Annotated in this window: 23 protein-coding genes and 1 tRNA gene; 11 read left to right on the top strand and 13 right to left on the bottom strand. The window is 70.7% G+C overall.

Going from position 1 to position 26659, the window contains the following annotated elements:
• Positions 1-117: 117 nt before the first annotated feature.
• From ACFYZE_RS25095 to ACFYZE_RS25085, 3 genes are all read left to right on the top strand, one after another.
• Positions 118-1080, top strand: a complete 963-nt coding sequence (locus tag ACFYZE_RS25095; protein ID WP_388998194.1) for an ATP-binding cassette domain-containing protein — start codon at positions 118-120, stop codon at positions 1078-1080.
• Positions 1077-1865, top strand: coding sequence for an ABC transporter permease (locus ACFYZE_RS25090; RefSeq protein ID WP_388998190.1), 789 nt, complete (start codon positions 1077-1079; stop codon positions 1863-1865). Before ACFYZE_RS25095 ends, ACFYZE_RS25090 begins: the two co-directional genes overlap by 4 nt.
• Positions 1866-2115: 250 nt before the next feature.
• Positions 2116-2541: a hypothetical protein gene (locus ACFYZE_RS25085; RefSeq protein ID WP_388998224.1), complete on the top strand. Its 426-nt coding sequence runs from the start codon at positions 2116-2118 to the stop codon at positions 2539-2541.
• A 449-nt stretch (positions 2542-2990) separates the two neighbouring features.
• Here ACFYZE_RS25085 and ACFYZE_RS25080 read toward each other — a convergent pair whose 3' ends face one another.
• Positions 2991-4379 (bottom strand): cystathionine beta-synthase, encoded by a 1389-nt coding sequence (locus tag ACFYZE_RS25080; RefSeq protein ID WP_388998187.1) that lies wholly within the window; start codon positions 4377-4379, stop codon positions 2991-2993.
• Between the two features lie 197 nt (positions 4380-4576).
• Here ACFYZE_RS25080 and ACFYZE_RS25075 point away from each other — a divergent pair, with 197 nt between their 5' ends.
• The 3 genes from ACFYZE_RS25075 (at position 4577) to ACFYZE_RS25065 (ending at position 8638) form a co-directional block, all read left to right on the top strand.
• A complete protein-coding gene (locus ACFYZE_RS25075) occupies positions 4577-5611 on the top strand; it encodes an SGNH/GDSL hydrolase family protein (RefSeq protein ID WP_388998184.1) in 1035 nt (344 codons plus the stop codon).
• Between the two features lie 744 nt (positions 5612-6355).
• Positions 6356-7573, top strand: a complete 1218-nt coding sequence (locus tag ACFYZE_RS25070; RefSeq protein ID WP_388998181.1) for an acetyl-CoA C-acetyltransferase — start codon at positions 6356-6358, stop codon at positions 7571-7573.
• A gap of 267 nt (positions 7574-7840) precedes the next feature.
• Complete coding sequence (locus ACFYZE_RS25065; protein WP_388998178.1) at positions 7841-8638, top strand: hypothetical protein; 798 nt, start codon at positions 7841-7843, stop codon at positions 8636-8638.
• 118 nt (positions 8639-8756) lie between these two features.
• Here the strand turns inward: ACFYZE_RS25065 and ACFYZE_RS25060 are convergent, their stop codons facing one another.
• Positions 8757-9068, bottom strand: coding sequence for a hypothetical protein (locus ACFYZE_RS25060; protein ID WP_388998175.1), 312 nt, complete (start codon positions 9066-9068; stop codon positions 8757-8759).
• Between the two features lie 101 nt (positions 9069-9169).
• Between ACFYZE_RS25060 and ACFYZE_RS25055 the strand changes: the two genes are divergently transcribed.
• Complete coding sequence (locus tag ACFYZE_RS25055; RefSeq protein WP_200420627.1) at positions 9170-9397, top strand: DUF4287 domain-containing protein; 228 nt, start codon at positions 9170-9172, stop codon at positions 9395-9397.
• A gap of 72 nt (positions 9398-9469) precedes the next feature.
• Here the strand turns inward: ACFYZE_RS25055 and ACFYZE_RS25050 are convergent, their stop codons facing one another.
• Positions 9470-10372, bottom strand: coding sequence for a Bax inhibitor-1/YccA family protein (locus ACFYZE_RS25050; RefSeq protein WP_388998172.1), 903 nt, complete (start codon positions 10370-10372; stop codon positions 9470-9472).
• Positions 10373-10659: 287 nt separating this feature from the next.
• Positions 10660-11835 carry a 4-hydroxybenzoate 3-monooxygenase gene (locus tag ACFYZE_RS25045; protein ID WP_388998169.1) on the bottom strand — a complete coding sequence of 392 codons (1176 nt, stop codon included), beginning with the start codon at positions 11833-11835 and terminating at the stop codon, positions 10660-10662.
• Positions 11836-12175: 340 nt separating this feature from the next.
• Between ACFYZE_RS25045 and ACFYZE_RS25040 the strand changes: the two genes are divergently transcribed.
• Positions 12176-12658 carry a hypothetical protein gene (locus tag ACFYZE_RS25040; protein ID WP_388998166.1) on the top strand — a complete coding sequence of 161 codons (483 nt, stop codon included), beginning with the start codon at positions 12176-12178 and terminating at the stop codon, positions 12656-12658.
• Positions 12659-12881: 223 nt separating this feature from the next.
• Here the strand turns inward: ACFYZE_RS25040 and ACFYZE_RS25035 are convergent, their stop codons facing one another.
• Positions 12882-13301, bottom strand: coding sequence for a hypothetical protein (locus ACFYZE_RS25035; protein ID WP_388998163.1), 420 nt, complete (start codon positions 13299-13301; stop codon positions 12882-12884).
• A 402-nt stretch (positions 13302-13703) separates the two neighbouring features.
• Between ACFYZE_RS25035 and ACFYZE_RS25030 the strand changes: the two genes are divergently transcribed.
• Positions 13704-14381 (top strand): hypothetical protein, encoded by a 678-nt coding sequence (locus ACFYZE_RS25030; RefSeq protein WP_388998160.1) that lies wholly within the window; start codon positions 13704-13706, stop codon positions 14379-14381.
• 107 nt (positions 14382-14488) lie between these two features.
• On the opposite strand, the gene ACFYZE_RS25025 is transcribed toward ACFYZE_RS25030, so the two are convergent.
• Positions 14489-14574 (bottom strand) — tRNA-Leu (locus ACFYZE_RS25025).
• Between the two features lie 415 nt (positions 14575-14989).
• Between ACFYZE_RS25025 and ACFYZE_RS25020 the strand changes: the two genes are divergently transcribed.
• Positions 14990-15760, top strand: a complete 771-nt coding sequence (locus tag ACFYZE_RS25020; protein WP_388998157.1) for an ABC transporter ATP-binding protein — start codon at positions 14990-14992, stop codon at positions 15758-15760.
• Between the two features lie 164 nt (positions 15761-15924).
• Positions 15925-18456 carry an ABC transporter permease gene (locus ACFYZE_RS25015; RefSeq protein ID WP_388998154.1) on the top strand — a complete coding sequence of 844 codons (2532 nt, stop codon included), beginning with the start codon at positions 15925-15927 and terminating at the stop codon, positions 18454-18456.
• A 61-nt stretch (positions 18457-18517) separates the two neighbouring features.
• On the opposite strand, the gene ACFYZE_RS25010 is transcribed toward ACFYZE_RS25015, so the two are convergent.
• From ACFYZE_RS25010 to ACFYZE_RS24980, 7 genes are all read right to left on the bottom strand, one after another.
• Positions 18518-19813, bottom strand: coding sequence for a class I SAM-dependent methyltransferase (locus ACFYZE_RS25010; RefSeq protein WP_388998151.1), 1296 nt, complete (start codon positions 19811-19813; stop codon positions 18518-18520).
• Between the two features lie 205 nt (positions 19814-20018).
• On the bottom strand, positions 20019-21401 hold the full coding sequence (locus ACFYZE_RS25005) for an NAD(P)/FAD-dependent oxidoreductase (protein ID WP_388998148.1): 1383 nt from the start codon (positions 21399-21401) through the stop codon (positions 20019-20021).
• Positions 21402-22120: 719 nt separating this feature from the next.
• Positions 22121-23062 carry an exopolyphosphatase gene (locus ACFYZE_RS25000; RefSeq protein WP_388998145.1) on the bottom strand — a complete coding sequence of 314 codons (942 nt, stop codon included), beginning with the start codon at positions 23060-23062 and terminating at the stop codon, positions 22121-22123.
• A complete protein-coding gene (locus tag ACFYZE_RS24995) occupies positions 23059-23595 on the bottom strand; it encodes a DUF501 domain-containing protein (RefSeq protein WP_388998142.1) in 537 nt (178 codons plus the stop codon). The genes ACFYZE_RS25000 and ACFYZE_RS24995 overlap by 4 nt, the downstream gene beginning before the upstream one ends.
• Before the next feature lie 75 nt (positions 23596-23670).
• Positions 23671-24180 (bottom strand): septum formation initiator family protein, encoded by a 510-nt coding sequence (locus tag ACFYZE_RS24990; protein ID WP_388998139.1) that lies wholly within the window; start codon positions 24178-24180, stop codon positions 23671-23673.
• A 119-nt stretch (positions 24181-24299) separates the two neighbouring features.
• Positions 24300-25586 (bottom strand): phosphopyruvate hydratase, encoded by a 1287-nt coding sequence (gene eno, locus ACFYZE_RS24985; RefSeq protein ID WP_200420638.1) that lies wholly within the window; start codon positions 25584-25586, stop codon positions 24300-24302.
• 377 nt (positions 25587-25963) lie between these two features.
• Entirely contained in the window at positions 25964-26656 is a 693-nt protein-coding gene (locus tag ACFYZE_RS24980; RefSeq protein ID WP_388998136.1) for a transglycosylase family protein, read from the bottom strand.
• Positions 26657-26659: the final 3 nt, after the last annotated feature.

Genomic DNA, 26659 nt, shown 5'->3' with positions numbered 1-26659 from the left:
AGCAACGCCCTCAAGAACGACGGCACCACCGAACTCGACATCCGCGCCACCACCTCCCACGGCGACATCACCGCCCGCAGCCTGTAGATCCGCAGTCAGCAATAGGGGGCACCTCTCATGACCAACCTGGCCATCGCGGCGAACGGACTGCGCAAGTCCTACGGCGACAAGGTCGTGCTCGACGGCGTCGACCTGGCCGTCCCGGAAGGAACGATCTTCTCCCTGCTCGGCCCGAACGGCGCCGGCAAGACCACCGCCGTGAAGATCCTCTCCACCCTCATATCCGCCGACCCGGGCACCGGCGACATCCACATCGGCGGCCACGACCTGGCCGCCGCCCCCCAGGCGGTGCGCGCCGCGATCGGCGTCACGGGGCAGTTCTCCGCCGTCGACGGCCTGATCACCGGCGAGGAGAACATGCTCCTCATGGCGGACCTGCACCACCTCTCCCGCAGCGAGGGGCGGCGCACCGCCGCCGGGCTGCTGGAACGCTTCGGCCTGGCCGAGGCGGCGAAGAAGCCCGCCTCCACCTACTCCGGCGGTATGAAGCGCCGCCTGGACATCGCCATGACCCTGGTCGGCAACCCGCGGATCATCTTCCTCGACGAGCCGACCACCGGCCTCGACCCTCGCTCCCGGCACAACATGTGGCAGATCATCCGGGAGCTCGTCTCCGACGGCGTCACCGTCTTCCTCACCACCCAGTACCTGGATGAGGCAGACGAGCTCGCCGACCGTATCGCCGTGCTCGACCACGGCAAGATCGCCGCCGAGGGCACTGCCGAGGAGCTCAAGCGGCTGATCCCCGGCGGACACGTGCGGCTGCGCTTCGCCGACCCGGCCGCGTACCAGAGCGCCGCCCTCGGCCTGCGCGAGGCCACCAGGGACGACGAGGCACTGACGCTGCAACTCCCCAGCGACGGCAGCCAGCGCGAGCTGCGCTCCATCCTCGACCGGCTGGACTCGGCCGGCATCGAGGCGGACGAACTGACCGTGCACACCCCCGACCTCGACGACGTCTTCTTCGCCCTGACCGGCCAGGCCGACGTCCCCGACCAGCCCGAGGAGAACGTCCGATGAGCTCCTTCTCCCTCGCCGTACGCGACTCGTCCACGATGCTGCGCCGCAACCTCCTGCACGCCCGGCGCTACCCGTCCCTCACCCTGAACCTGCTGCTGACCCCGGTCATGTTGCTGCTGTTGTTCGTCTACGTCTTCGGCGACACCATGAGCGCGGGCATCGGCGGCGGCGCCGACCGCTCCGCATACATCGCCTACCTCGTGCCGGGCCTGTTACTGATGACCATCGGCAGCACCACGATCGGTACCGCGGTGTCCGTCTCCAACGACATGACCGAGGGCATCATCGCCCGCTTCCGCACGATGGCGATCCACCGCGGGTCCGTGCTCGTCGGGCACGTCGTCGGCAGCGTGCTGCAGTCGATCATGAGTGTGGTCGTCGTGGGGGCCGTCGCCGTGGCCATCGGCTTCCGGTCCACGAACGCCACAGCCCTGGAGTGGCTCGCGGCGTTCGGGCTGCTCACGCTGTTCGCCCTGGCTCTCACCTGGATCGCGGTCGGGATGGGCATGGTCAGCCCGAACGCCGAGGCCGCCAGCAACAACGCGATGCCGCTGATCTTCCTGCCGCTCATCTCCAGCACCTTCGTCCCGGTCGACGCGATGCCGGGCTGGTTCCAGCCGATCGCCGAGTACCAGCCCTTCACGCCGGCCATCGAGACCCTGCGCGGGCTGCTGCTCGGCACCGAGATCGGCCACAACGGATGGCTCGCGATCGCCTGGTGCCTGGCACTGACCGTCCTCGGCTGTCTGTGGTCGAAGTCGGTGTTCGACCGCGACCCGAAGTAGCCGACATGAGCACGCGGGTCCCCTCCCGCAACCCGATCGCGCCCGAGGGCGGCGTACACCGACACCGCGTCGACGTACGCCGCCCCGTCGGCGTTCTCGGCCATCCACCGGACCGGCGGTGTCCGCACCTGGCACCGCGGCTCCTCCCCCGAGGGAACCGCCTCTCCTGCCGGTGGACCCCCGCCGGAACGGGGGGTTGTCCCCAGTGCGGGGAGCTCACCGCTTCCCTACCGTTGTGCGCATGACCGGAATGGACGCGCGCGACGCCGATCTGAAGAAGGAACTCAACGCCACCCTGCAGGCCCGCAGGGAACTGGGCGAGGAGTACGAGTCGGCACTGGTCGAATCCTTCCTGGAGAAGGTCGACCGGCGCATCGACGGCGCGATCGACCGCCGCGTGCGGCGGCAACTGGCCGAGCAGCGGATGGTGGTGGCCCGCGGCGCCCGGTCCCCCCGCGCGACGGACTCCTGGGGCGAGCGCTTCGGCTTCGGCATCGTGTCGCTGGTGGTGGCGATCCCGCTCTCGGCGATCGGCGGCTCCTTCGGCGGCATGTCCGGCCTCGTGGCCGCCTGGCTCGGCATCGTCGGCGTCAACGTGGTCCAGGCCGCCCGCACCAACCCGGCCCTCTTCGGCCGCCGCCGCAAGTCCCCACAGGACGGCGAGTGGGATGACTGACCCTCCCGTGCCCGGCGGTCCCGCGAGCGGAAACAAACAAGCGACGCCCACTGCAACCATCGATTGAGCAACCCCGACGGCGAGCGACCACGCCCGGGAGAGCGGCGCCGGCTCAGGCGCAAAGGGGTGTGCGCGGGGACCGCCGCACCCCCGTTGCCGGGGGGCGGGACGACGGCGGTCCCCGCGGGGGACGCGGGCCGGGTCAGGGCCGGGCTTGCGCGTCCATGGCGTCCATGGAGGTCCGGGAGCCGCTCCGGAGGTCCTTGGCGCCGTTCGCTGCCGGCCGGGGCGGGGAGCCGCTCCCGCCCTGCCGACACCCCCTAATGTGCCGGACCCGTGTTAAGCGGGTGCTGCGCGGACGTGACGCGCTCGTACCACTTCCGAAAAGCCGCTCTTCCCGCGCGTCACCGGAAGTTCCCCGGCGACGCGCCCGGTTCACCGGAAGTTCCCTACTGCTTTCCCCCCTTGGCCAGGAACGCCAGCAGGTCCTGCCGGCTGACCACCCCGGTCGGCTTGCCCTCGACCAGGACGATCGCCGCGTCGGCCGCACCGAGCACCGACATCAGGTCCGCGACCGGCTCACCGGAGCCGACCTGCGGCAGCGGCGGGGACATGTGCTTCTCCAGCGGGTCGTCGAGGGAGGCGTGCTTGGTGAACAGGGCCGCCAGCAGCTCGCGTTCGACGACGGACCCCACGACCTCGGCGGCCATCACGTCCGGGTGGCCCGCGCCCGGCTTGACGATCGGCATCTGCGAGACGCCGTACTCGCGCAGCACCTCGATGGCCTGGCCGACGGTTTCGTCGGGATGCATGTGGACGAGGGAGGGGATGGCGCCCTCCTTGTCCTTGAGCACGTCACCGACGCGCGCGCTCGGGCCCGTGTCCTCGAGGAAGCCGTAGTCGGCCATCCACTCGTCGTTGAAGATCTTGCTGAGGTAGCCGCGTCCGCTGTCGGGCAGGAGCACCACCACCACGTCGTCCGGTCCGAGCCGCTCGGCGACCCGCAGGGCGCCGACGACGGCCATGCCGCAGGAGCCGCCCACCAGCAGACCCTCCTCCCGGGCCAGCCGCCGGGTCATCTGGAAGGAGTCCTTGTCGGAGACGGCGACGATCTCGTCGGCGACGGTGGGGTCGTACGCGGTCGGCCAGAAGTCCTCACCGACGCCCTCGACCAGGTACGGCCGCCCGGAGCCACCGGAGTACACCGAGCCCTCGGGGTCCGCGCCGATGACCTTGACCCGGCCGTCGCTGACGTCCTTCAGGTAGCGGCCGGTGCCGGAGATGGTCCCGCCGGTGCCGACGCCGGCGACGAAGTGGGTGATCTTCCCCTCCGTCTGCTCCCACAGCTCGGGGCCTGTGGAGTGGTAGTGCGACAGGGGGTTGTTGGGGTTGGAGTACTGGTCCGGCTTCCAGGCGCCGGGGGTCTCACGGACGAGCCGGTCGGAGACGTTGTAGTACGAGTCCGGGTGCTCCGGGGCCACCGCCGTCGGGCACACGACCACCTCGGCGCCGTACGCGCGCAGCACGTTGATCTTGTCGGTGGAGACCTTGTCCGGGCAGACGAAGATGCACTTGTAGCCCTTCTGCTGGGCCACGATCGCCAGGCCGACGCCCGTGTTGCCGCTGGTCGGCTCCACGATCGTGCCGCCCGGCTTCAGCTCGCCGCTCTGCTCGGCCGCCTCGATCATGCGCAGGGCGATGCGGTCCTTGACGGAACCGCCGGGGTTGAAGTACTCGACCTTCGCGAGAACGGTCGCCTGGATGCCGGCGGTCACGCGGTTGAGCCTGACCAGCGGGGTGTTGCCGACCAGGCTGATCATCGAGTCGTGGAATTGCACCGTTGTCTCCGGTTGCTGCACAGGAAGTGGTCGTGATGGTTCCGCCAGCGTAAGCGCTCGTACGGCCGGGACGTGCGCTTAAGGGAACGAGCCCTCGGGCGCAGTCCGTCCCGGGCGTTCACAGGCCGTTGAGATTGGGCGACGGGGCGTACGGGGCAAGCAGTGGATGTACGGCTACGAGGAGGTGGCGGCGACGCATGTCGAGCATGTCGAGGGCGAGAGTGGCCCGGCGCATCGCGGCGGGCGCGGCGTACGGCGGCGGCGGTATCGGCCTGGTCGGGGCGGCCGCCGTCGGGCTGCTGGTCGCCGAGGTGCAGTTGGCCAAGCGCCATGTGGGCAACGGACACAGCCCGCATCCGCCGAGCGCGGACGGCCTGTACGGACGTGGCTACAGCGCCCTCGGCGAACCACCCCTGAGGCTGGTGATGCTCGGCGACTCCACGGCCGCGGGACAGGGCGTGCACCGCTCCCGGCAGACGCCGGGGGCGCTGCTGGCGTCGGGGCTGGCGGCGGTGGCGGAACGGCCGGTGGAGCTGCGCGTCGTCGCCCTTCCCGGGGCTCAGTCGGACGACCTGGACCGTCAGGTGGCTCTGACGCTCGCGGTCCAGGACCGGATTCCCGACATCTGCGTCATCATGATCGGCGCCAACGACGTGACGCACCGGATGCCGCCGACGCGGTCTGTGCGGTATCTGTCGGCGGCGGTGCGGCGCCTGCGCACGGCGGGCGCGGAGGTCGTCGTCGGCACATGTCCTGACCTGGGCACGATCGAGCCGGTGCAGCAGCCGCTGCGGTGGCTGGCCCGGCGGGCCTCCCGCCAGCTGGCCGCTGCCCAGACGATCGGGGTCGTGGAGCAGGGGGGCCGGACCGTGTCGCTGGGCGATCTGCTGGGTCCGGAGTTCGAGGCGAACCCTCGGGAGCTGTTCGGCCCCGACAACTACCACCCCTCGGCGGAGGGGTACGCCACGGCCGCGATGGCGGTCCTGCCGACGGTGTGCGCCGCGCTCGGCCTGTGGCCGGCGGAGGAGGAGCGCCCGGACGCGTCCCGCCGCGAGGGCTTCCTGCCGGTGGCCCGGGCCGCGGCGGAGGCCGCCGACGAGGCGGGCACGGAGGTCACGGCCGCGATGCCGACGGGGCCGCGGGGGCCGTGGGCCCTGCTCAAGCGCCGCCGTCGGCGCCGCCTGCCGACGCCGGAGGCGACGCCGACCACGGCTCCGGAACCGTCCGTGTGACGCCGGGGGCGTTCCTCGCCCTCCGCCGCCGCGCCCCTACGTGGGGGGTTCCTCGCCCCCGCCGCCCCTACCCGTCCCACCTCCAGGGGCTTCGCCCCTTCAACCCCACCAGGGGCTCCGCCCCCCCACCCCGCTGGGGCTCCGTCCCCTGCACCTCGCGCGGGGCTCCGCCCCCCCCACCCCGGTGGGGGTCCGCCCCCTGCACCCCTTGCGTAGCTCGGCCCCGCACCCCACGCGGGGCTCCGCCCCCGCACCCCGGGCGGGGTCTCCGTCCCCTACACCCCTCCCTGGGTTCCCCCAACCGGGGCTGCGCCCCGAAAGGGGCGCGGGGAACTGCGCGACCAGCCACATACAACCCGCAGCCGCCCTCCCACCCACGCCACCCCTCCCGAGGCGCGAGCGGCGCCGCCCCGCAACGTTCCGCCCGTCCGGCGGCCGACGGCCGATGACCGGCGGCGCTGACCGGCGGCGCTGACCGGCGGCGCTGACCGCTGACCGGCGGACGGTGACCGGTGGACCGGGCCGCAGGCCGGAGCGGGGCCCTGGGGGCGCAGCCCCTGCGAACGGCGCCCCCAGCGAACGGCGCGCCCACCCCACCCGCACCGTTTCCGGCCGAACCGCCGGAGGCCCAAGCAAGCGCTTAGAAAATTGCGGCCCGAGTCACATGCCCATGCCCGTGACCTCCACGGTACGTACGGGTAACTTCCCCCACAGCCCTGCTCACCCTCGCGCAATGGAGCCGTGATGCCCGAAGCCGTCATCGTCTCGACCGCCCGTTCCCCGATCGGCCGTGCCTTCAAAGGCTCCCTGAAGGACCTCCGCCCGGACGACCTCACCGCCACGATCATCCAGGCCGCCCTCGACAAGGTCCCCGCCCTGGACCCGAAGGACATCGACGACCTGATGCTCGGCTGTGGCCTCCCCGGCGGGGAGCAGGGCCACAACCTCGGCCGTGTCGTCGCCGTACAGATGGGGATGGACCACCTCCCCGGCTGCACGATCACCCGGTACTGCTCCTCCTCCCTCCAGACCTCCCGCATGGCCCTGCACGCCATCAAGGCCGGCGAGGGCGACGTCTTCATCTCCGCGGGCGTCGAGATGGTCAGCCGCAGCGTCAACGGCACGTCCGACACCCCCGAGACCCACAACCCCCTCTTCGCCGAGGCCGAGGCCCGTACCGCGGCCGTCGCCGAGTCCGAGGGGGCCGACTGGCACGACCCGCGCGAGGACGGCCTGCTCCCCGACCCGTACATCGCGATGGGGCAGACCGCCGAGAACCTCGCCCGGCTGAAGGGCGTCACCCGCGCGGAGATGGACGAGTTCGGCGTCCGCTCGCAGAACCTCGCCGAGCAGGCCATCGCCAAGGGCTTCTGGGAGCGCGAGATCACCCCGGTGACCCTCCCGGACGGCACGGTCGTCAGCAAGGACGACGGGCCGCGCCCCGGGGTGACCCTGGAGGGCGTCGCCGGCCTCAAGCCCGTCTTCCGCCCCGACGGCCGCGTCACCGCCGGCAACTGCTGCCCCCTCAACGACGGCGCCGCCGCCCTGGTCATCATGAGCGACACCAAGGCCCGGGAACTGGGGCTCACGCCGCTCGCGCGGATCGTCTCGACGGGTGTGTCCGGCCTGTCCCCGGAGATCATGGGCTACGGCCCCGTCGAGGCCAGCAAGCAGGCCCTCAAGCGCGCCGGTCTCACCATCGGCGACATCGACCTCGTCGAGATCAACGAGGCCTTCGCCGCCCAGGTGATCCCGTCCTACCGCGACCTGGGCATCCCGCTGGAGAAGCTGAACGTCAACGGCGGCGCCATCGCCGTCGGTCACCCCTTCGGCATGACCGGCGCCCGCATCACCGGCACCCTGATCAACTCGCTCCAGTGGCACGACAAGCAGTTCGGCCTGGAGACGATGTGCGTTGGCGGCGGCCAGGGCATGGCCATGGTCATCGAGCGCCTCAGCTGACCTCCGCCCGCGCCACCCGCGCGACGGCCCGGAGCTCCGCCGCTCCCAGATGCGGCAGAGCTCCGGGCCGATTCGTAACCCAATCTCCCCCAGGATGTGACCTATCTCCCTCGGAAATGGATTTTCCCAGGTCACAGCGGTTCTCCTGGTAAACATTGAGGGCAACCTCATGTCCGTTTCGTGACGTTACGCACTGACAGCTGGTTAGTCCACCCTTCAAGCTGATGTAGGAAGTCGGGGGGCCGACCTTGAACCAGGAGTACGTCAGTGAGCGCCATGCCGATAGCTCTGCTGCTCACCACCGCCACGACCGCGGGCGTGGGCGTCGCCGTCCTGTGCAGTGTGCGCGCGCTGCGCCGACAGGTCGCGGCCCTGCACGCAGAACTCGCCGAGAGCCGTGCCGTGCAGGCACGCGGACTGGTGCCCGCCGCCCGCACCGCCGCCGACGCCGAGGAGATACGCGCCGCCGTGGCCGAGGCGCTCGCGGAGGAACGGGAGCGCGAGCTGGCCGAGGCGCGCGCCTTCTGGGCCGCCCAGGAGGCGCGGGACATCGCTGACGCCCCCACCCTGTTCGGCCTGCCCGACAACGAGCTGTTCCTGCCCCGTCCCGCGGACTTCGCGGGCCTGGAGCACGACAGGCTGGAACCGGTGACCGAGGCCGGCGCCGACGAGACCGAGTTCCCCGGGGACTCCCCCGAACTGGCCGCCGCCCGCCGCCGTCACCCCTCGCACCCGGACTTCGTCCCGGCCCCCTCCCCCGTCACGGGCGACCACGAGCGCACGGTCGCCTGCCTGGAGAGGCTGGCCGACGCCGGCACCGAACTCGCCGACGTCCGCCCGGGCCCGCTGGGCACCCTGGACGTGTACGTCTTCTCGGACGGTACGACGCTGTGCATGACCCCTGGCCACCGGGAGACCGCGGAGCGCCTGGCCGCGGCCCTGGCCGCCGGCCACACCCCGTTCCTGCTCGGCGGCTCGGGCGTCTCGGGCGCCTACGCCCTCACGTTCGCATGCGGTGAGGAGACCGTCTACGTCCTCGCGGACCGCGTCATCGCATCCCTGTAGTCACGCCACCGCGCCCTCGCACCGTCACAGCACGGGGCCGCGCCGGGGAGCTGGAATCCGCCGTCCTGCCCCGGCGCGTTCCAGCGCCCGGTCGACCCCGGCGCGTCGTGGCGCCTCCTCACACCCCGGCGCGCTTCTGCGCCTCCTTCACCAGCGCCACGGCCTCGGCGAGTTCCCTCTCGTCCCGCAGGACGATGGCAAGATCATGTCCGGCGACCGTGATCTGGTCGGCGGCCGCGAACATGCCCGCGTCCGGCATCTCCCGCGGCTCGGCCGAAGGGTCCTCCAGAAGCTGGGCGCGACGCGCCAACTCCCTGGCGAGCGCGAGCGCTTCGGCCGCCCCGCCCCGTTGCAGCCGGCTCTGGGGAGCGGCCCGCAACCGGTCGGCGAAGTGATCCACGGCCCGGGTCAAAGGCGTCGTATCAAGCACGCGGCGAGCGTACGCGTCGCGGCAGCACTGTTGCCAACAGGCGAACGCTCAGGCACGGTGACCTGAAGGACCGGCTTCATCGAGTGCGTCCGGAGGCGCCGATGTCCCAAGTCTTCTCCGAGGAGACCCATCGCAATCTGCTCGCCCGCATCCCCCACTGCACCGGTCGTGAAGTGTCCGACTGGCTGCGAACCGTCGACGAAGGCCCCGCTCTCTGCTTCGAGGAGAAGGTCAGCTGGCTCCGGCACGAGCACAATCTCGCGTACGGCCATGCCAAAGCGATCATCCACGAGTACGACCTGAGGAGGGCCGCGCGCAAACTCATGTGAGCCGCGCACAGTGAAAGGGCCCGTGAACCACGGTTCACGGGCCCTTCAAAGCGCCGGGAGCGCCGGCGGCGACTAGTCGTTGTTACTGAAGATCGCGACGAGCCGCAGCATCTCCACGTAGATCCACACCAGGGTCATGGTCAGGCCGAACGCCGCCAGCCAGGCCTCCTCGCGCGGCGCGCCGTACGCGATCCCGTCCTCGATCTGCTTGAAGTCGAGGGTCAGGAAGAACGCGCCGAGCAGGATCGCGACGACACCGACCAGCGCGCCCAGCGGGCCCATGCTGCGCAGACCGCCGTCCGGCGCGACGCCGAACGCGACCAGCAGCAGGTTGACCGCCATGGTCAGCACGAAGGCGATGGCGATGGCCATGCCGATCCGGGCGTACCGCGCGGTGACGCGGATCCAGCCCGCCTTGTAGACGAGCAGGGTCGCGCCCGAGACCGCGATCGTGCCGAGAACGGCCTGGAACGGTGCGCCGTGCCACTGCGCGTTGTACATCTCGCTGATGACGCCGAGGAAGACGCCCTCGAAGGCGGCGTACCCCAGGATCAGCGCGGGCGACGGGGTGCGCTTGAAGGACTGCACCATCGCCAGGACGAACGCGACCAGCGCGGAACCGAACGCGAGGCCGAAGCTGGTGGACGAGACCGGCAGCAGCGCCCAGGCGAGAATCGCGCCGACGGCGACCGTGCCGAGCGTCATCGCCGAGCGCATGACGACGTCGTCCATCGTCATCCGGCCGGGGGCGGCCGGGGCCTGCGGCGGGGCGCCGTACTGCGTCTGCTGTCCGTACGGGTTCTGCGCGTAGGGGTTCTGCGCGTAGGGGTTGCCGCCCGCATAAGGGTTCTGCGCGTACGGGTTGCCCTGCGTGCCGACGGCGGCTCCCCCGGCCTGCGGCGCGGTGTTGAAGCCCGCGTAGCCGTTGTCGCGGCTGAACCCCCGTCGCGAGAAGACCGGGTTGCTGCTCCTCATTTCACTCCTCCATGACCACCCTGCGTGGCCTTGGCTCAAGAGTAATAGACAGGCAAAGAATTGGCCGTACTGCTTGAGGAGGATCTTCCCCGCCTCATCGCAGGCAACACGCTACGCGCTCGTGTGATTCCCGGCGAGGATCCGTCTCATCCATGACGAAGCCGGTACAGAGTCGAGACCGGCCACTGATCATCCGGGCGGGCGGCCAGGGCCTTCTTCACCCGGACGGGTGGCGCCGCCCGCGTCACCCGTGACGTCGTCGGGCGGCAGGCGTCGCTCCCCGGACGTCATCCCAGCGGGAAGCCCGTGTACCCCTCCGCGAGGTCCGTCTCGGCGGCGCGCGAGGTGGTGAGCCGATCCAGCCGGGCCAGTTGGATCCGGTCGTCGAACGGTGTGGCGTCCGGGGCGCGGTGCAGCAGCGTGGTCATCTCGTACGAGAACCGCTCGGCCTGCCAGACGCGGCGCAGACAGGTCTCGGAGTAGGCGTCGAGCAGCTCGCCGGAGCCCGTCTCCTGCTGGTGCGTCAGCGCCCGCGCGAAGGTGACGACGTCACCGACGGCGAGGTTGAGCCCCTTGGCGCCGGTGGGCGGCACGATGTGGGCGGCGTCCCCGGCGAGGAAGAGCCGGCCGTGGCGCATCGGCTCGTGGACGTAACTGCGCATCGGAGTCACCGACTTGGAGGTGATGGGACCCCGGGTGAGTGTCCAGCGGTCGCCGGTCTCGAAGCGGCGCTCCAGCTCGTCCCAGATCTCCTCGTCGGCCCAGTCCTCGGCGTCCGTACCCTCCGGCACCTGGAGGTAGAGCCGGGAGACGGACGGGGAGCGCATGCTCAGCAGGGCGAAGCCGCGGTCGTGGCGGGCGTAGACGAGTTCGTCGTGCGAGGGTGCGACATCGGCGAGGATGCCGAGCCAGCCAAATGGGTACGTGCGTTCGAAGACACGGGACAGCCCGGCGGGAACCGCCCTGCGGGACACTCCCCAGAAGCCGTCGCAGCCCACGACGTACTCGCACTCGAGGACGTCCTCGCTCCCCTGGTGCCGGAAGCGCACCCGCGGACTGTCACCGTCGACACCTTCGACGGCGAGCGCCTCGGCCTCGAACAGCAGCGGGCCGCCGTCCTCGAGCTGGAGCGCGATGAGGTCCTTGCAGACCTCGGTCTGCGCGTACACCATCACGGAGCGGCCACCGGTGAGCGCGGGGAAGTCGACACGGTGGCGGCGGCGCGCGAAGCGCAGCTCGATCCCGTCGTGCCGCAGCCCCTCGCGGTCCATGCGCTCACCCGCCCCGGCGGACCGCAGCACGTCGACGGTCCCCTGCTCCAGGATCCCGGCCCGCTGGCGCCGCTCGACATAGGCCCGGTCGCGGGCCTCCAGCACGACGGAGTCGATGCCGGCGTTGTGCAGCAGCCGCGCGAGCAGCAGCCCGGCGGGCCCCGCTCCGATGATGCCGACGGTGGTACGCATCCCGACGCCCCTTCGCGCTGTTCGCATAGTGAAAATTACTTCACTTCATGATGGAGAGAGTTTCCGGCCGCCCGGCCCTCCTGTCAACGACCGCTCCTGCCCTTGTTCCGCGACACCGGGCGGTGCGCACGAGCGCGGCCGTGGCCTGTTCCTGGTGGCACAGCCGTCCCATCGCCGGGGCACTCGGTACACGGCCGGCGAAAAGGTCATCCGGACCGGGCGGGAGCCGGCCTGAGCCGGGCAACCGCCGTTCGGCTCATCAGCGGTGGTGGACCGCGCCGGCCGCGCCCAAGGTGGAGCTGGCGAGGACATGGGCAGGGAGCCGAGGCCGGGAGGACGCGTGGTACTCGATGAGGTCCAGCTGCTCAAGGCTGGAGAGCAGCGGCTGGAGGACATCTTCCGTACGAGTCCACCCGGCGAGATCCCGAGGGGTCCGCTGGAGGGCACGGCGATCCTGCCGTGGGCCGGAACGGTGGGAGCCCGATTCCTCGCCGTGTTCGTGAGCCTCGGTGTGTGGCGGGGCAAGGTCTTCAGCCCGGACGGCCATCTGAGCAACCGGTTGACGCCGCTGGACGTGCTCGCCGTCGTCGCCAAGGTCGGAGTGGGGCCGAGCCTGCTGGACGGCAAGGACTGCATCGTCATCGACTACTCGCGAACGTCCCTGCTGGCCATGGGCGTACGGGACGAGATGCGCAAGGTGGCCCCGAGCCTGTACCTGGGCGTCGTCTGGCTGTTCGGCCACAAGGTCGGCTGGTTCTCGTTGCGGCTGTCGGGAGCCCGGGCCACGAAGCCCGCGACCCACCTCGACGAGACCTATCTCTGACCACACGCCCCGGACCCACCCGCCCGTGCGGCCGGCGTCCGGCGTCCGGCGTCCGGCTCCAGGCGTCAGCCCGGTGTTCTGGTGTGGTCTGGCAGAAGCCGTTGAGGCCCCACCACTCGCCGTCGACGCTGGGACTCGCCCCTATGACGAAGGCCACCCGCACCGTGCGGGTGGCCTTCGTCATACATGCATCGTACGGAGACTCAGCGGTCCCTGGTGATTCTCAGGACCTTCTGCGGTCCGCCGCTCGGTACTCGTAGAAGCTCCAGTGGCTGTGTCTCTTGCCTGGCTTCTTCCCCTCTTCCTCGCCCTTACCGCAGTGTTTTTTGTCCTTGATGGTGGCGGTGTCGGTGGCGGTGTGCGTCGTTATATCGCCGCCTCCACTGACAGTTGCGATGTTGGTGACCTGGCGTTTGCGGCCTCCGGTGACGGTGGCGGCGTCGGTGTCCCTGACAGCGGTGCCGTCGGTCGAGCCAGGGCCCGAGTCGCCCACCGTGATGGTGTAGGTCCCCGTCCCACCCTGAGTGAAGTTCCCACTGTGGCTCTTGCCGATGGTCAGCGACGGCTGGCAGTCGGGGATACCCGTGCTCCCGTGGGAGCACGCCCGGGAGCACACAATCGGCTCACCGGCGGCATTCGGCACGCCGCCGCAAGCTGCCGAGGCACCGCGGCCGACGGCGGCGACGCCACGGCAGACATGGCTGGAGACCCGGGCGCTGTTGGCGAATCCGCTGCGGCCGGGTCATTGACCCGCGGAGTGCGACACTTTCCCGGAAAGTGTCGCACTCCGCCTTTCGCACACCCCGGGACCACCGGCACGAGTCGGAGCGCCCACGCTGTCGGCGGGATTCGCCAACGGCGTCCATCACGAGACGGGGGCAGCGACGCCGGCACGGACGGGGTCAGGCGGTCCCGCCCGGAGAAGCGCGGTACGGGCACCTACAGCACGTGCGCCCTGGCTGCGGCGGCTGCACACCTGGCGATCTCGCCGTCACTCGTCGGCCTCTCCAACGGCCGCCGGCAGGAGCAGGCGAGAGACGACGACATGCACCGACGAACCGGTCTGGGCGGCCTCGCCGCCGCGGCCACTCCCGTAGTCGCAGCCTCGCCGGAGACCGCGGATGCGTCCGGCGGCCGGGCCGCCGCGCTCCGCCTCAGCACGACCGCATACCGCAGACTCGACGGCACAACCCCGTCTCGCGACCTCACAGAGACAGTCGAGTTCCATATCCGGCTGATCCAGAGCGTCACCCGATCCGCGACCGGGAACAGCGACAGGGCACGGCTGGCCGCAGTGGGGAGCGAAGCCGCGTCCTTCGCTCCCCACTGCGGCGAGCGAAGCGCCGCGTCCTTCGCGGGCTGGCTCGCGTGGGACAAAGGTGACTACGGGTCGGCCCGCTCCTGGTACGGCGGGGCCATCAAGGCCGCCCGTACAGCCGGTAATCCACTCCTGACGGCCTACCAGACCGGCCTCCTCGCGCAGTTCGAGGCGCACGCTGGAAACGGTGGCGAGGCGCACCGGATACGGCGGCGGCACGAGACCGCTCTGGCAGCCGCCATCGCGGAAGTCACCGGTGCCCCCGAAGGTGACGTCCGCGTCGCTGCCCTGGCCCGCTTCGTCATGGAAAGCCCCAGCCTGGTCCACGGATGTGAGGACCCCCGCAGAGCTCTGGACGAGATCTTCGACCTGCTCAAACGCGGGTGGACAGACGGATCACGCTGAGCCTCGCGGTCCCCGCAGAAAAGAGGCGCTGCGAGACGGCTACCGCCGTGACCGTCGCGCGGACCGCCGCCGAAGCGAGCGTCACTGGTCAGTCGCGGTGTACGCGGTGGTGCCCGGAGCCGGACTTGAACCGGCACGCCCGCGAGGGGCAGCGAGGTTTAAGCTCGCCGTGTCTGCATTCCACCATCCGGGCAGGCCGTGGGCCCCGCATCGAGCGCTCCGAGCCTATCGGGACGCATCGCCCGAACAGCGGACCGGCGACGCCATGTTGTCTTATTTTATTGTCGCCTGAGGGTGCATCAGCACTCGGTACGGGCCATCCGCACTTGCCAATAGCCTTTCGGGGAAGCGCGGCCCTTGCATGCGAAATGACGGAATTTCACCGCCCTGAAGGAGGCGTGCGGGAGCCATTCCGCTTGGGGTGAGCAACCGCTTTTCCTGTCCAGCGCCTCAGGGGACCCCGTCATCCCCAGGTATGACCCGGGCCGTGACAGTCCGACCGAAGACTGTCCCGGGAACCGGAACAGCGGCTGACTCCACGGCGGCGACGGGCCGCGACGATGGGACACGTCCTCTTCACCGTCGCCGTCCCGACAGGAGCAGCTCCCGTGACCAGCACCCCCCTCGCCGACCGGACCACCACGGTGGCCGCCCGCGCCACGGACCTGTCGAAGGTCTACGGCCAGGGCGAGACCCAGGTGGTGGCCCTGGACCGGGTCACCGTCGACTTCCAGCAGGCCCAGTTCACGGCGATCATGGGTCCCTCGGGCTCCGGCAAGTCGACGCTGATGCACTGCGTCGCCGGGCTCGACACCTTCTCCTCCGGTTCCGTCCGCATCGGGGACGTCGAGCTGGGGGCGCTGAAGGACAAGCAGCTCACCCGGCTGCGGCGGGACAAGATCGGGTTCATCTTCCAGGCGTTCAACCTGCTGCCGACGCTGACCGCCCTGGAGAACATCACCCTTCCGATGGACATCGCGGGCCGCAAGCCGGACAAGCAGTGGCTGGACACCGTGATCCAGATGGTCGGCCTGTCCGACCGGCTGAGCCACCGGCCCTCGCAGCTGTCCGGCGGTCAGCAGCAGCGCGTGGCGGTGGCGCGGGCGCTCGCGTCCAAGCCGGACATCATCTTCGGCGACGAGCCCACCGGGAACCTGGACTCCCGCTCGGGTGCCGAGGTGCTGGGCTTTCTGCGCAACTCCGTAAGGGAGTTGGGGCAGACGGTGGTGATGGTCACCCATGACCCGGTGGCGGCGGCGTACGCGGACCGGGTGATCTTCCTGGCGGACGGGCGGATCGTGGACGAACTGTACGGGCCGAGTGCGGAGGGGGTGCTGGACCGCATGAAGCGGTTCGACGCGAAGGGCCGCACCAGCTGACCCTGCCGCGCCCCCTCCGGGGGTTCCCCCGACCTGCGATCGGCCTGCGGACTCCCCAGACCCCCGATCGGCCTGCGGCCTCGTCCTCGAACTGCCCCGAAGCTCTGCGAGCCGGCGCCCGGAGGACGGGCTGAACCACCAGCAACCAAGCCCTGGACACACACATGTTCCGTACCGCCCTGCGCAACGTGCTCGCGCACAAGGCCAGGCTGCTCATGACCGTGCTCGCCGTGATGCTCGGCGTGGCGTTCGTGTCGGGCACCCTGGTGTTCACCAACACCATCTCGAACGCCTACCAGAAGAGCTCCGCCAAGGGCTTCGACCACGTGGACGTGGCCATCCAGCCCGAGGGCCGCAACGACACCGGCGACACCGTCGGCAAGGAGCCGAAGCTGACACAGGCGCTGCTCGGCAAGGCCGCCAAGGTGCGCGGTGCCGACAGTGCCGTCGGGGTCGTCGGCGGCTTCACCGCCGTCGCCGGCAAGGACGGCAAGCTCATAGGCAGCGGCTTCCAGTCCCAGGGCGGGAACTACTGGGGCGACAAGGACCCGCGGTACCCGCTCGTCACCGGGCACGCGCCGAAGGGGCAGGACGAGGTCCTCATCGACTCCCACACCGCACAGCGCGCCGGCTTCAAGGTCGGGGACACCGTGCGGCTCTCCATCGACGGTCCCGTGCTGACCCCGAGGATCGCCGGCATCTTCACCACCGACGACGGCAACGTCGCCGCCGGAGGCAGCCTCGCCCTCTTCGACACGGCCACCGCCCAGCGGCTGTTCCACAAGGCGGGCTCGTACGACGAGATCGATGTGAAGGCCGCGCCCGGCACCAGCCAGACCGCCCTGCAGGACGCGATCGACGCGATCCTGCCCAAGGACGTCGCCTCCACCACCACCGGCAAGCAGCTCGCCGACGACCAGGCCACGCGGATCGCCGACCAGACGAGCAGCCTGCGCAGCTCGCTGCTGGCCTTCGCGGGCATCGCGCTGTTCGTCGGGACGTTCATCATCGCCAACACCTTCACGATGCTGGTCGCCCAGCGCACCAAGGAATTGGCGCTGCTGCGGGCGGTCGGCGCCTCCCGCCGTCAGGTCACCCGGTCCGTGCTCGTCGAGGCGTTCGTGGTCGGCGCGGTCGCGGCCGTCACCGGGCTCGTCGCCGGCATCGGCATCGGCGCGGGCCTGCGGTCCCTGATGGGCAGGCTCGGCGGCAGCGTTCCCGACGGGCCGCTCGTCATCTCCCCGGGCACGGTCGCCACCGCCCTCGCCGTCGGCATCCTGATCACCATGCTGGCCGCCTGGCTGCCCGGCCGCCGTGCCGCGAAGATCCCGCCGGTCGCCGCGATGAGCAGCGTCCACGCGAAGGCCACCACCAAGTCCCTGGTCCTGCGGAACACGCTGGGCGCCCTGCTGGCCGCCGCCGGCGTCGTCACCGTTCTGTACGCCACCACGCTGGACAACACCTCGGACGCCCAGGCCCCGATGGGCCTCGGCGCGGCCCTCCTGGTCGTCGGCGTCTTCGTCCTCACGCCGCTGCTGTCCCGCCCGCTGATCGCGGCCGCCGCTCCCGTCCTGCGCGTCTTCGGTGTCGCGGGCAGGCTGGCCCGGCAGAACTCGGTGCGCAACCCGCGCCGTACCGCGGCCACCGCCTCCGCCCTGATGGTCGGCCTGACCCTGATCACCGGTCTGACCGTGATGGCGGGCAGTCTGCAGACCGCGATCGACAAGATGGCGTCCTCCGCGATCAAGGCGGACTACGTGGTGTCCATGGCGAACCGCTACCCGCTCTCTCCCGACGTCGAGAAGACCCTGAAGTCGACCGAAGGCGTCACCGCGACCAGTCCGCTGCGCAACGCTCCCTCCCGCATCGACGGACAGACCGAATACCTGACCGGCGTGAACGGCGCCACGATCGGCGAGCTGACGGATCTGAAGCTCGACGAGGGCACCTTCAAGGTCGGCGGCACCCAGGTCGTCGTCGACGAGGACACCGCCACGTCCCACCGCTGGACGGCCGGGTCCCGGTTCACGGTGTCGTACGAGGACGGCAGGAAGCAGCAGCTGACGATCGCCGGCGTCTACCAGGGCACCGAGATGATGCGCGGCATCATGCTGGACAACGCGACGCTCTCCCCGCACCAGAGCGACCCGTCCGACATGCAGGTGATGGTGAAGACGTCCGGCGGCGCCTCCTCCTCGGCCAAGGACCGGCTGGTGAAGGCCCTCGGCGACAACCCGGCCATCGAGGTGCAGGACAAGAAGGACATCTCCAACAGCGTCGCGCAGATCTTCACGCTGATGCTGAACATCCTCTACGGCCTGCTCGGCATGGCGGTGATCGTCGCCGTCCTCGGTGTCATCAACACCCTCGCCATGTCCGTCTTCGAGCGTGCGCAGGAGATCGGGATGCTCCGCGCGATCGGCCTGGACCGCAAGGGCATCAAGCGGATGGTCCGTCTGGAGTCCCTCGTCATCTCGCTGTTCGGCGGGGTGCTCGGCATCGGGCTCGGTGTGTTCTTCGGCTGGGCGGCCGGTGAACTGCTCGGCACGAAGATGGCGACGTACGAACTGGTCCTGCCCTGGGCCCGGATGACCGTGTTCCTCCTGCTGGCGGCGGTGGTCGGCGTCCTGGCGGCGCTGTGGCCGGCCCGGCGCGCGGCGCGCCTGAACATGCTGACGGCGATCAAGTCGGAGTAACGGTAAGCGCCGGGGCCCCGTTCCGCGCCGGAACGGGGCCCCTTCGCCGTACCGGCGAGACTCACCCAGCCCAGGTGCGCGCCCGCAGCGGCATCCCGGAGGCGCCCGAGTCCGGTGTCCGCACCGCGAGGACCTGGTTGACGCCGATGCGGTTGCGTTCGAAGGCGAGGGCGGAGGCCGCCATGTACAGGCGCCAGACGCGGGCCCGGCCGGGGCTGGTGAGCGCTTGCGCCCGCACCCACTCGGCCTCCAGGTTGGCGACCCAGCGGCGCAGGGTGAGGCCGTAGTGCTCGCGCAGCGACTCCACGTCGCGGACCTCGAACCCGGCGCGCTCCAGCTGGGTCACCGTGGTGCCGATGGGCGCCAGTTCGCCGTCGGGGAAGACGTAGGCGTCGATGAACGCGTCGACGGAGTACGCGGACTCGTCCTGCTCGGGGCGCCGGGCGATCTGGTGGTTGAGCAGCCGCCCGCCTGGCTTGAGCAGGGCGTGCAGAGTGCGGGCGTACTCCAGGTATCTCTGCGCGCCGACGTGTTCGGCCATGCCGATGGAGGAGACGGCGTCGTAGGGGCCGTCGGCGACGTCGCGGTAGTCCTGCACCCGGATCTCGACGCGGTCGGTGAGGCCCTCGTCGGCGACCCGCTTGCGGGCGTAGCCGGCCTGCTCCTGGGAGAGGGTGACGCCGACGACGCTCACGCCGTGCTCGCGGGCGGCGTGGATGGCCATGGAGCCCCAGCCGCAGCCGACGTCGAGGAGGCGCTGACCGGGCTTCAGGTCGAGTTTGCGGCAGACGAGTTCCAGCTTGTCGCGCTGGGCGTTCTCGAGGGTGCCGTCCGGCGACTCCCAGTAGGCGCAGGAGTACACCATGGACGGGCCGAGGACGATCTCGTAGAAGTCGTTGCCGACGTCGTAGTGGTGGCTGATGGCGCGTTTGTCGGTGCGCCGGGTGTGCAGGTGGCCGCGGGCCCGGCGGACCTCCTCACGGGGCGGCGCGGGCGGCGGGAAGGGCCCGGCCAGCTTCACGAGCCCGCGGACGGCGGCGCGGACTTCAGGGTCGCGGAGCGCCTGTGTGAGGGTGCGGGCGTCCTCTCCGCGTTCCCAGATCAGGCCGGCCATGAGGTCGAGGGCGGTGTACAGGTCGCCGTCGATGCCCAGGTCCCCGGCGACCCAGGCGCGGGCGAGGCCCAGTTCACCCGGCTTCCACAGCAGGCGGCGCAGGGCGCGGCGGTTGCGCACGACGAGGGCGGGAGCGCCCGGAGGCCCTGCCTCGGAGCCGTCCCAGGCGCGGACGCGCACGGGGAGCGGGGCTCCCACGATCTGTTCGACGAGGCTCTTCAACCGCGGCGCGGCGTCTGCCATGGTGCACACCTCCGTGACGGGGGATCCCGGAATGTCCGACACCACGTAAACATCTGCGGGGCGCGGCCGCAGTCCCCCGTTGGCGTTACGGCTGTGCAAAATGCCTGCGCACACCGTGGAAGGGGTGCGGGCCCGGCTACGCCGAAGGGGCCGCCCGCACCACGGATGGCGGGCGGCCCCTTCGGGCGCTGTCGGTGACCGGGGGTCAGGAGGCCTTGGCCTTCTCCTCCGACTTGGGCGCGGCGGCGACCGGGGCCGGCTTGGCGGCCTCGTAGAACTCCTCGCGCGGGGACTCGATCGCGCCGAGCGAGACGACCTCGCGCTTGAGGAACATGGCGAGCGTCCAGTCGGCGAAGACGCGGATCTTGCGGTTCCAGGTCGGCATGGCCAGACCGTGGTAGCCACGGTGCATGTACCAGGCGAGGCGGCCCTTGAGCTTGATCTTCATCTTGCCCATGACGATCATCGCGACGCCCTTGTGCAGGCCGAGGCCCGCGACCGCGCCCTTGTTGGCGTGGCTGTACTCCTTCTGCGGGAAGCCCCGCATACCGGAGACCACGTTGTCGCCGAGCACCTTGGCCTGGCGCAGCGCGTGCTGGGCGTTGGGCGGGCACCAGGCGTTCTCCACACCGGCCTTGCGGGCGGCGAGGTCGGGCACCTGGGCGTTGTCACCGGCGGCCCAGATGTAGTCCGTGCCCTTGACCTGGAGCGTGGGCTCGCAGTCGACGTGACCGCGCGGGCCGAGCGGCAGGCCGTATCGGGCCAGCGCCGGGTTCGGCTTGACGCCGGCGGTCCACACGATGGTGTTGGAGTCGACCTCGAGGCCGTTCTTGAGCACCACGTGGCCGTCGACGCAGGACTCCATGGAGGTGGACAGGTAGACCTCGACGCCGCGGCCCTCGAGGTGCTCCTTGCCGTACAGGCCGAGCTTCGGGCCGACCTCGGGGAGGATCTTGTCGGCGGCGTCGACGAGGATGAAGCGCATGTCCTCGCGGGACACGTTCTTGTAGTACTTGGCCGCGTCCCGGGCCATGTCCTCGACCTCGCCGATGGTCTCGGCACCGGCGAAGCCACCGCCGATGAAGACGAAGGTGAGCGCCTTGCGGCGGATCTCCTCGTCGGTCGTGGAGTCGGCCTTGTCGAGCTGCTCGAGGACGTGGTTGCGCAGGCCGATGGACTCCTCGATGCCCTTCATGCCGATGCCCTGCTCGGCGAGGCCGGGGATCGGGAAGGTGCGGGAGACCGCGCCGAGCGCGATGACCAGGTAGTCGAAGGGCAGCTCGTACGCCTCGCCGACCAGCGGGGCGATCGTGGCGACCTTGCGGTCCTGGTCGATGGTGGTGACCCGGCCGGTGAGGACCTCCGCCTTCGGCAGCACGCGTCGCAGCGGGACGACGACGTGCCGGGGGGAGATGCTGCCGGCGGCGGCTTCGGGGAGGAAGGGCTGGTAGGTCATGTACGAGCGCGGGTCGACGACCGTGACGGTCGCCTCGCCGTAGCGCATCTTCTTCAGAATGCGACGAGCTGCGTACAGGCCTACGTACCCACCGCCTACTACGAGGATCCTGGGACGCTCCGTGGTGCTCATGCCATCGAGTATCCACCCGCCTCAGGGGGGTGGCTCGTGCGCCCCTTCACAAGCTTGGTTGGGGTGTCTGCTACACTGCGCCGCCCACGTGACCCAGGTCATGGTGTCCGGCAGCGGACTCCGGGGGGAACTGTCCGTTGTCAAGGCCACGTGAGCTGCCCTTCCGGGTTCCGAAGCGTCCCACCGAGGCCCCGCACAGGGCCGCTCGGACCCCCTCGGGAGACCCTCCGACACGCTCGTGCGAGCAGCCTCGGAGTCCCCATGAGCCACACGGACGGCCCAACGGGCGCGAATCGTCGCCCAGCAGGGGCGTTTCTCTTGTGAAGAACTTCACGAAGTTTTCCTGCGGCGTGTCGGCCAGGGACAGAAGAGGCCCCGGAGACCGCGCTCATACGTTACCCAACCTGCTCAAGAGAGGCTACCGGTGAGTAGAAAAATCTCGGTATGAGGACACGTGAGGGGCTGTCAGGGTGGTGGCGAGAAGGAGGAGTCGGGCTTCATGGGGCCGGCCGCGGCACGCGGTGCGGGCTGGGGGCCGCTCGAGGGGTGCGGGCGCGGGGATGCTCGCCCCGGGGATTCTGCCCCGCCGCACCTGCCCGTCGCCTCCCCGGGCGCCTGCCGGCCTCGGGGCGACCCCGCTGGAGGGCGACCCGCACCGGCCGCGCTGCCGCGCCCGCCCGTGGCCGTCCCCTGGGGTCGAGTTCAGGGGACGGCGGTGGCTACGCGATCGACCAGGCGATGCCGTCGAGGATGTCGTGTTCGCTCACCACGACCTCCGTCGCGTCGATCCGTTCCATGATCGCCAGCAGTACGAGGGCGCCCGCACCGATGACGTCCACGCGGCCCGGGTGCATCGACGGGATCGCCGCGCGTTCGGCGTGGGTGGAGTGGAGCAGCGCACCGGTGATCTCCCGAACCCGGTCGCGGGAGATCCGGGAGTGGTGGATCCGCGTCGAGTCGTACTCCGGGAGGTCCTGGGCGATCGCCGAGACCGTGGTGACCGACCCCGCGAGGCCCACCAGCGTGTGCGCCTCCCGCAGCGGCACCGTCTGCTCCGCCAGGTCCAGCGCCGCCTCGATGTCGGACCGTATGGCCGCGATCTGCTCCTCGGTCGGCGGGTCGGTGACCGCCCCGTCCCGCACGAGGTGCCGCTCGGTCATACGGACGCAGCCGATGTCCACGGACCGCGCGGCGCGCACGTGCCCGTCGCCGACGACGAACTCCGTGGAGCCGCCGCCGATGTCCACCACCAGGAACGGCGTGGCCAGATCCGTACGGCCCGTCAGCTCCCGGGTCGCCCCCGTGAAGGAGAACTCCGCCTCCTGGTCGCCGGAGATGACCTCCGGTTCGACGCCGAGGATGTCCACCACCCCACGGACGAACTCGTCCCGGTTCTCCGCGTCGCGTGAGGCGGACGTGGCGACGAACCGGATCCGCTCGGCGCCGTGCTTCTTGATGACCTCGGCGTACTCCCGGCAGGCGGCGAACGTGCGCTCCAGCGCCTCGGGCGCCAGACGTCCGGTGCGGTCCACGCCCTGCCCCAGCCGGACGATGGTCATCCGCCGGTCGAGTTCGACCAGTTCACCCGTGCCAGGGTCGGCGTCCGCGACCAGGAGCCGGATGGAGTTCGTACCGCAGTCGATGGCGGCGACCCGAGTCATTCGGCGTCCTCCTCGCAAACCCCGGCCCCCACACAGGACCCCTTGCGCCACCACTCCGGCAGCATCGCGATCGCCTCGTCGCCGAGCGGGTTGACGCCCGGTCCTGCGGCCAGGGAGTGCGCCACGAGGACGTGCAGGCACTTCACCCGGTCCGGCATGCCGCCCGCGCTGGGGAAGCCCTCCAGGACCTCGATGGCGTCACGGCGGGAGATGTAGTCCTCGTGCGCGGCGCGGTAGGCGGCGGCCAGTTCCGGGTCCGTGCCCAGGCGCTCGGTCATCTCCTTCATGACGCCGTCGGCCTCCAGCGTGCCGATCGCGGAGGCCGCCTTAGGGCACGTCAGGTAGTACGTCGTCGGGAACGGGGTGCCGTCGGGGAGCCGCGGCGCCGTCTCCACGACGTCCGGCTGCCCGCAGGGGCACCGGTGCGCGATCGCGCGCAGCCCGCGCGGGGGGCGCCCGAGCTGCTGCTTGACGGCCTCGACGTCCGCGTCCGTCGGCTCGGTGCGCGGGGTGGGCGGCGGAGGGGTTTCCATGGCTCTCTTTCAGGCTGTCTTTCTCATGGGTGCGTCAGGGTCCGTCGGGGTGCGTCCGGGCGCGTGACGGGCACGTCAGGGCGCTGTGCGCTCACCGGCCGGACCGTCGGCCCTGTCCGCCGTGTCGGCCCTGTCGACCCCGTCCCAGAGGCCGGCGTACCAGGGGCGTACGGCCGTCGTCCGGTCCGCGCGCGACGGCTTGACCACGTCCGGGTCGATCACGATGTAGCCGGTCTCCCCCGGCATCACATAGTGCAGCCGCTGCCGGATCTGCTGCTCCGCGTAGGCGTCGTCCTGCCAGCGCGCCTTCAGGTCACGCAGCTGTTCGACGCGCTTGCGGGCCTGCTCCTGCTGCCGCTCCAGGTCGGCGATCTCGCCGCGCTGGGAGACGTACTGGCGCATCGGGTAGGCCAGTGCCACGATCAGCGAGCACAGGACGAGGGCGAGGAGCGCGGCCCGGCCGGTGAGCCGGGAGCGGCGGGCCTGGCGCCGGGTCTGGGAGCGGTAGACCCGGGCGGCCGTCTGCTCGCCGAGCAGCCTGAGCCTGGTCGCGGTGGAGAACCGGTCGCGGTCCTTCCCGGCCATGTCTCCCGCCTCCCCTTCACACGCGCGTACGTCCCCGCACACGGTACGGGACCGAGTACGGGGACGTACGTACGACCGGCCAAGCCCTGCCCGGGCTTGTCCCAGCGGCTTGCCTCGTCTCAGCCCTTGAAGCGCGGGAAGGCCGAGCGGCCGGCGTACACCGCGGCGTCGTCGAGGATCTCCTCGATGCGCAGCAGCTGGTTGTACTTGGCGACGCGCTCGGAGCGGGCCGGGGCGCCGGTCTTGATCTGACCGCAGTTGGTGGCGACGGCCAGGTCGGCGATGGTGACGTCCTCGGTCTCGCCGGAGCGGTGGGACATCATGCACTTGAAGCCGTTGCGCTGGGCCAGCTCGACGGCGTCCAGGGTCTCGGTCAGCGAGCCGATCTGGTTGACCTTGACCAGCAGGGCGTTGGCCGCGCCCTCCTCGATGCCGCGGGCGAGGCGCTCGGGGTTGGTGACGAACAGGTCGTCGCCGACCAGCTGGACCTTGTCGCCGAGCTTGTCGGTGATGACCTTCCAGCCGGCCCAGTCGTCCTCGAACAGCGGGTCCTCGATGGAGACGAGCGGGTAGGCCGCGACGAGCTCCTCGTAGTACTCCGTCATCTCGGCGGCGGAGCGCTCCTTGCCCTCGAAGAGGTACTTGCCGTCCTTGTAGAACTCGGAGGCGGCGACGTCGAGCGCGAGGGCGATCTGCTGGCCGGGGGCGTAGCCGGCCTCCTTGATGGCCTCCAGGATGAGGTCGAGGGCCTCACGGTTGGAGCCGAGGTTCGGGGCGAAGCCGCCCTCGTCGCCGAGGCCGGTGGCGAGGCCCTTGCTCTTCAGGACCTTCTTCAGCGTGTGGTAGACCTCGGTGCCCCAGCGCAGCGCCTCGGAGAAGGACTCCGCGCCGATCGGGGCGATCATGAACTCCTGGATGTCCACGTTGGAGTCGGCGTGCGAGCCGCCGTTGAGGATGTTCATCATCGGCACCGGCAGCAGGTGCGCGTTCGGGCCGCCCAGGTAGCGGAACAGGGGCAGGTCGCTGGCCTCGGAGGCGGCGTGGGCGACGGCGAGGGAGACGCCGAGGATCGCGTTGGCGCCGAGGGAGCCCTTGTTGTCGGTGGCGTCCAGGTCCATCATCGCCTGGTCGATCAGGCGCTGCTCGGTGGCGTCGTAGCCGACCAGCTCCGGGCCGATCTGCTCGATGACGGCGAGAACGGCCTTCTCGACGCCCTTGCCCTGGTAGCGGTTGGGGTCACCGTCGCGGAGCTCGATGGCCTCGAAGGCGCCGGTGGAGGCGCCGGACGGAACGGCGGCACGACCCGTGCTGCCGTCGTCGAGGCCGACCTCGACCTCGACCGTGGGGTTGCCTCGGGAGTCCAGGATTTCCCGGGCTACGACGACGTCGATGGACGGCACGAGCATCTCCTTCTTGGATGTGACGCTGGAAGTGCGGGGCTGTCTGCCTTGCGGCTGTGCCTTGCGACTAGAGCCTAACCGCCCCGGGCTGTCGGCCGACCTACCGACCGTCCCGTGGACAGGGTGACGGTACACATTGTTCCCGTTCGGAACAAAGGGCGGGGGAAAGGTCCGGTGAAATCCGTGCGGCCGGACGGCGAACGGGCCGGACAGCGAACGGGCCGGACAACGGCGAGGCGGACAGCAAAAGCCCCGCTCCGGCGCGTACGGGGGAACACGCGCCGGAGCGGGGAGCCCGTGGGGACGGGGGGTGGGCCCTCACGTGACCCCCACGGTGGGGGTCACGCCTGGCAGGGGCCTGTGGCCCGGCTACCGGGTGGCTGTCACTTCAGGTGCAGCTGCTGGCCCGGGTAGATCAGGTCGGCGTCCTGGATGATGTCCTTGTTCAGGTCGAAGAGCTTCTTCCAGCCGCCCTGGACGTGGTGGCTCGCGGCGATCGAGCTGAGGGTGTCGCCCTTGACCACCTTGTACTCGCCGTCGCCCTTCTTGACCTTCTGACCGGTCGGGGTGGTGACCGTCTTCTTCGGGGCCGTGCGCTGCACGGAGCGGTTGGCCGCCTGCTGCTCGGTCGAGCGAGTGGTGGTGCTCTTCGGGGCGCTCTTGGCACCGCTCGACGAGCCGGTGGCCGCGGCGCCGTTGTACGTGGCGTTGGTCAGGCCCTTGCCGCACACCGGCCAGGCGCCCTTGCCCTGGCCCGCGAGGACCTTCTCGGCGACGGCTATCTGCTGGCCCTTGGTGGCCAGGTCGGCGCGGGAGGCGTAGGCGGTGCCGCCGTACGCGGCCCAGGTGGAGTTCGTGAACTGCAGACCGCCGTAGAAGCCGTTGCCGGTGTTGATGTGCCAGTTGCCGCCGGACTCGCACTGGGCGACGGCGTCCCACTGGGCGGCGGTGGCCGCGGAGGCGTTTCCGGCCGCGAGGAGCGGGCCGGCGATGGCAGCGCCGGCGACACCGGCGAGCGCGATGGCACGGGTGGCCTTGGACGGGCGGCGGTGCTTGCCGTTGCCGGAACACAGCATGGT

It is taken from the genome of Streptomyces sp. NPDC001796, assembly GCF_042892355.1.
Taxonomy (GTDB): domain Bacteria; phylum Actinomycetota; class Actinomycetes; order Streptomycetales; family Streptomycetaceae; genus Streptomyces.
The sequence above is the reverse complement of the archived record's forward strand: the minus strand, read 5'-3'. Positions and strand labels throughout refer to the sequence as shown.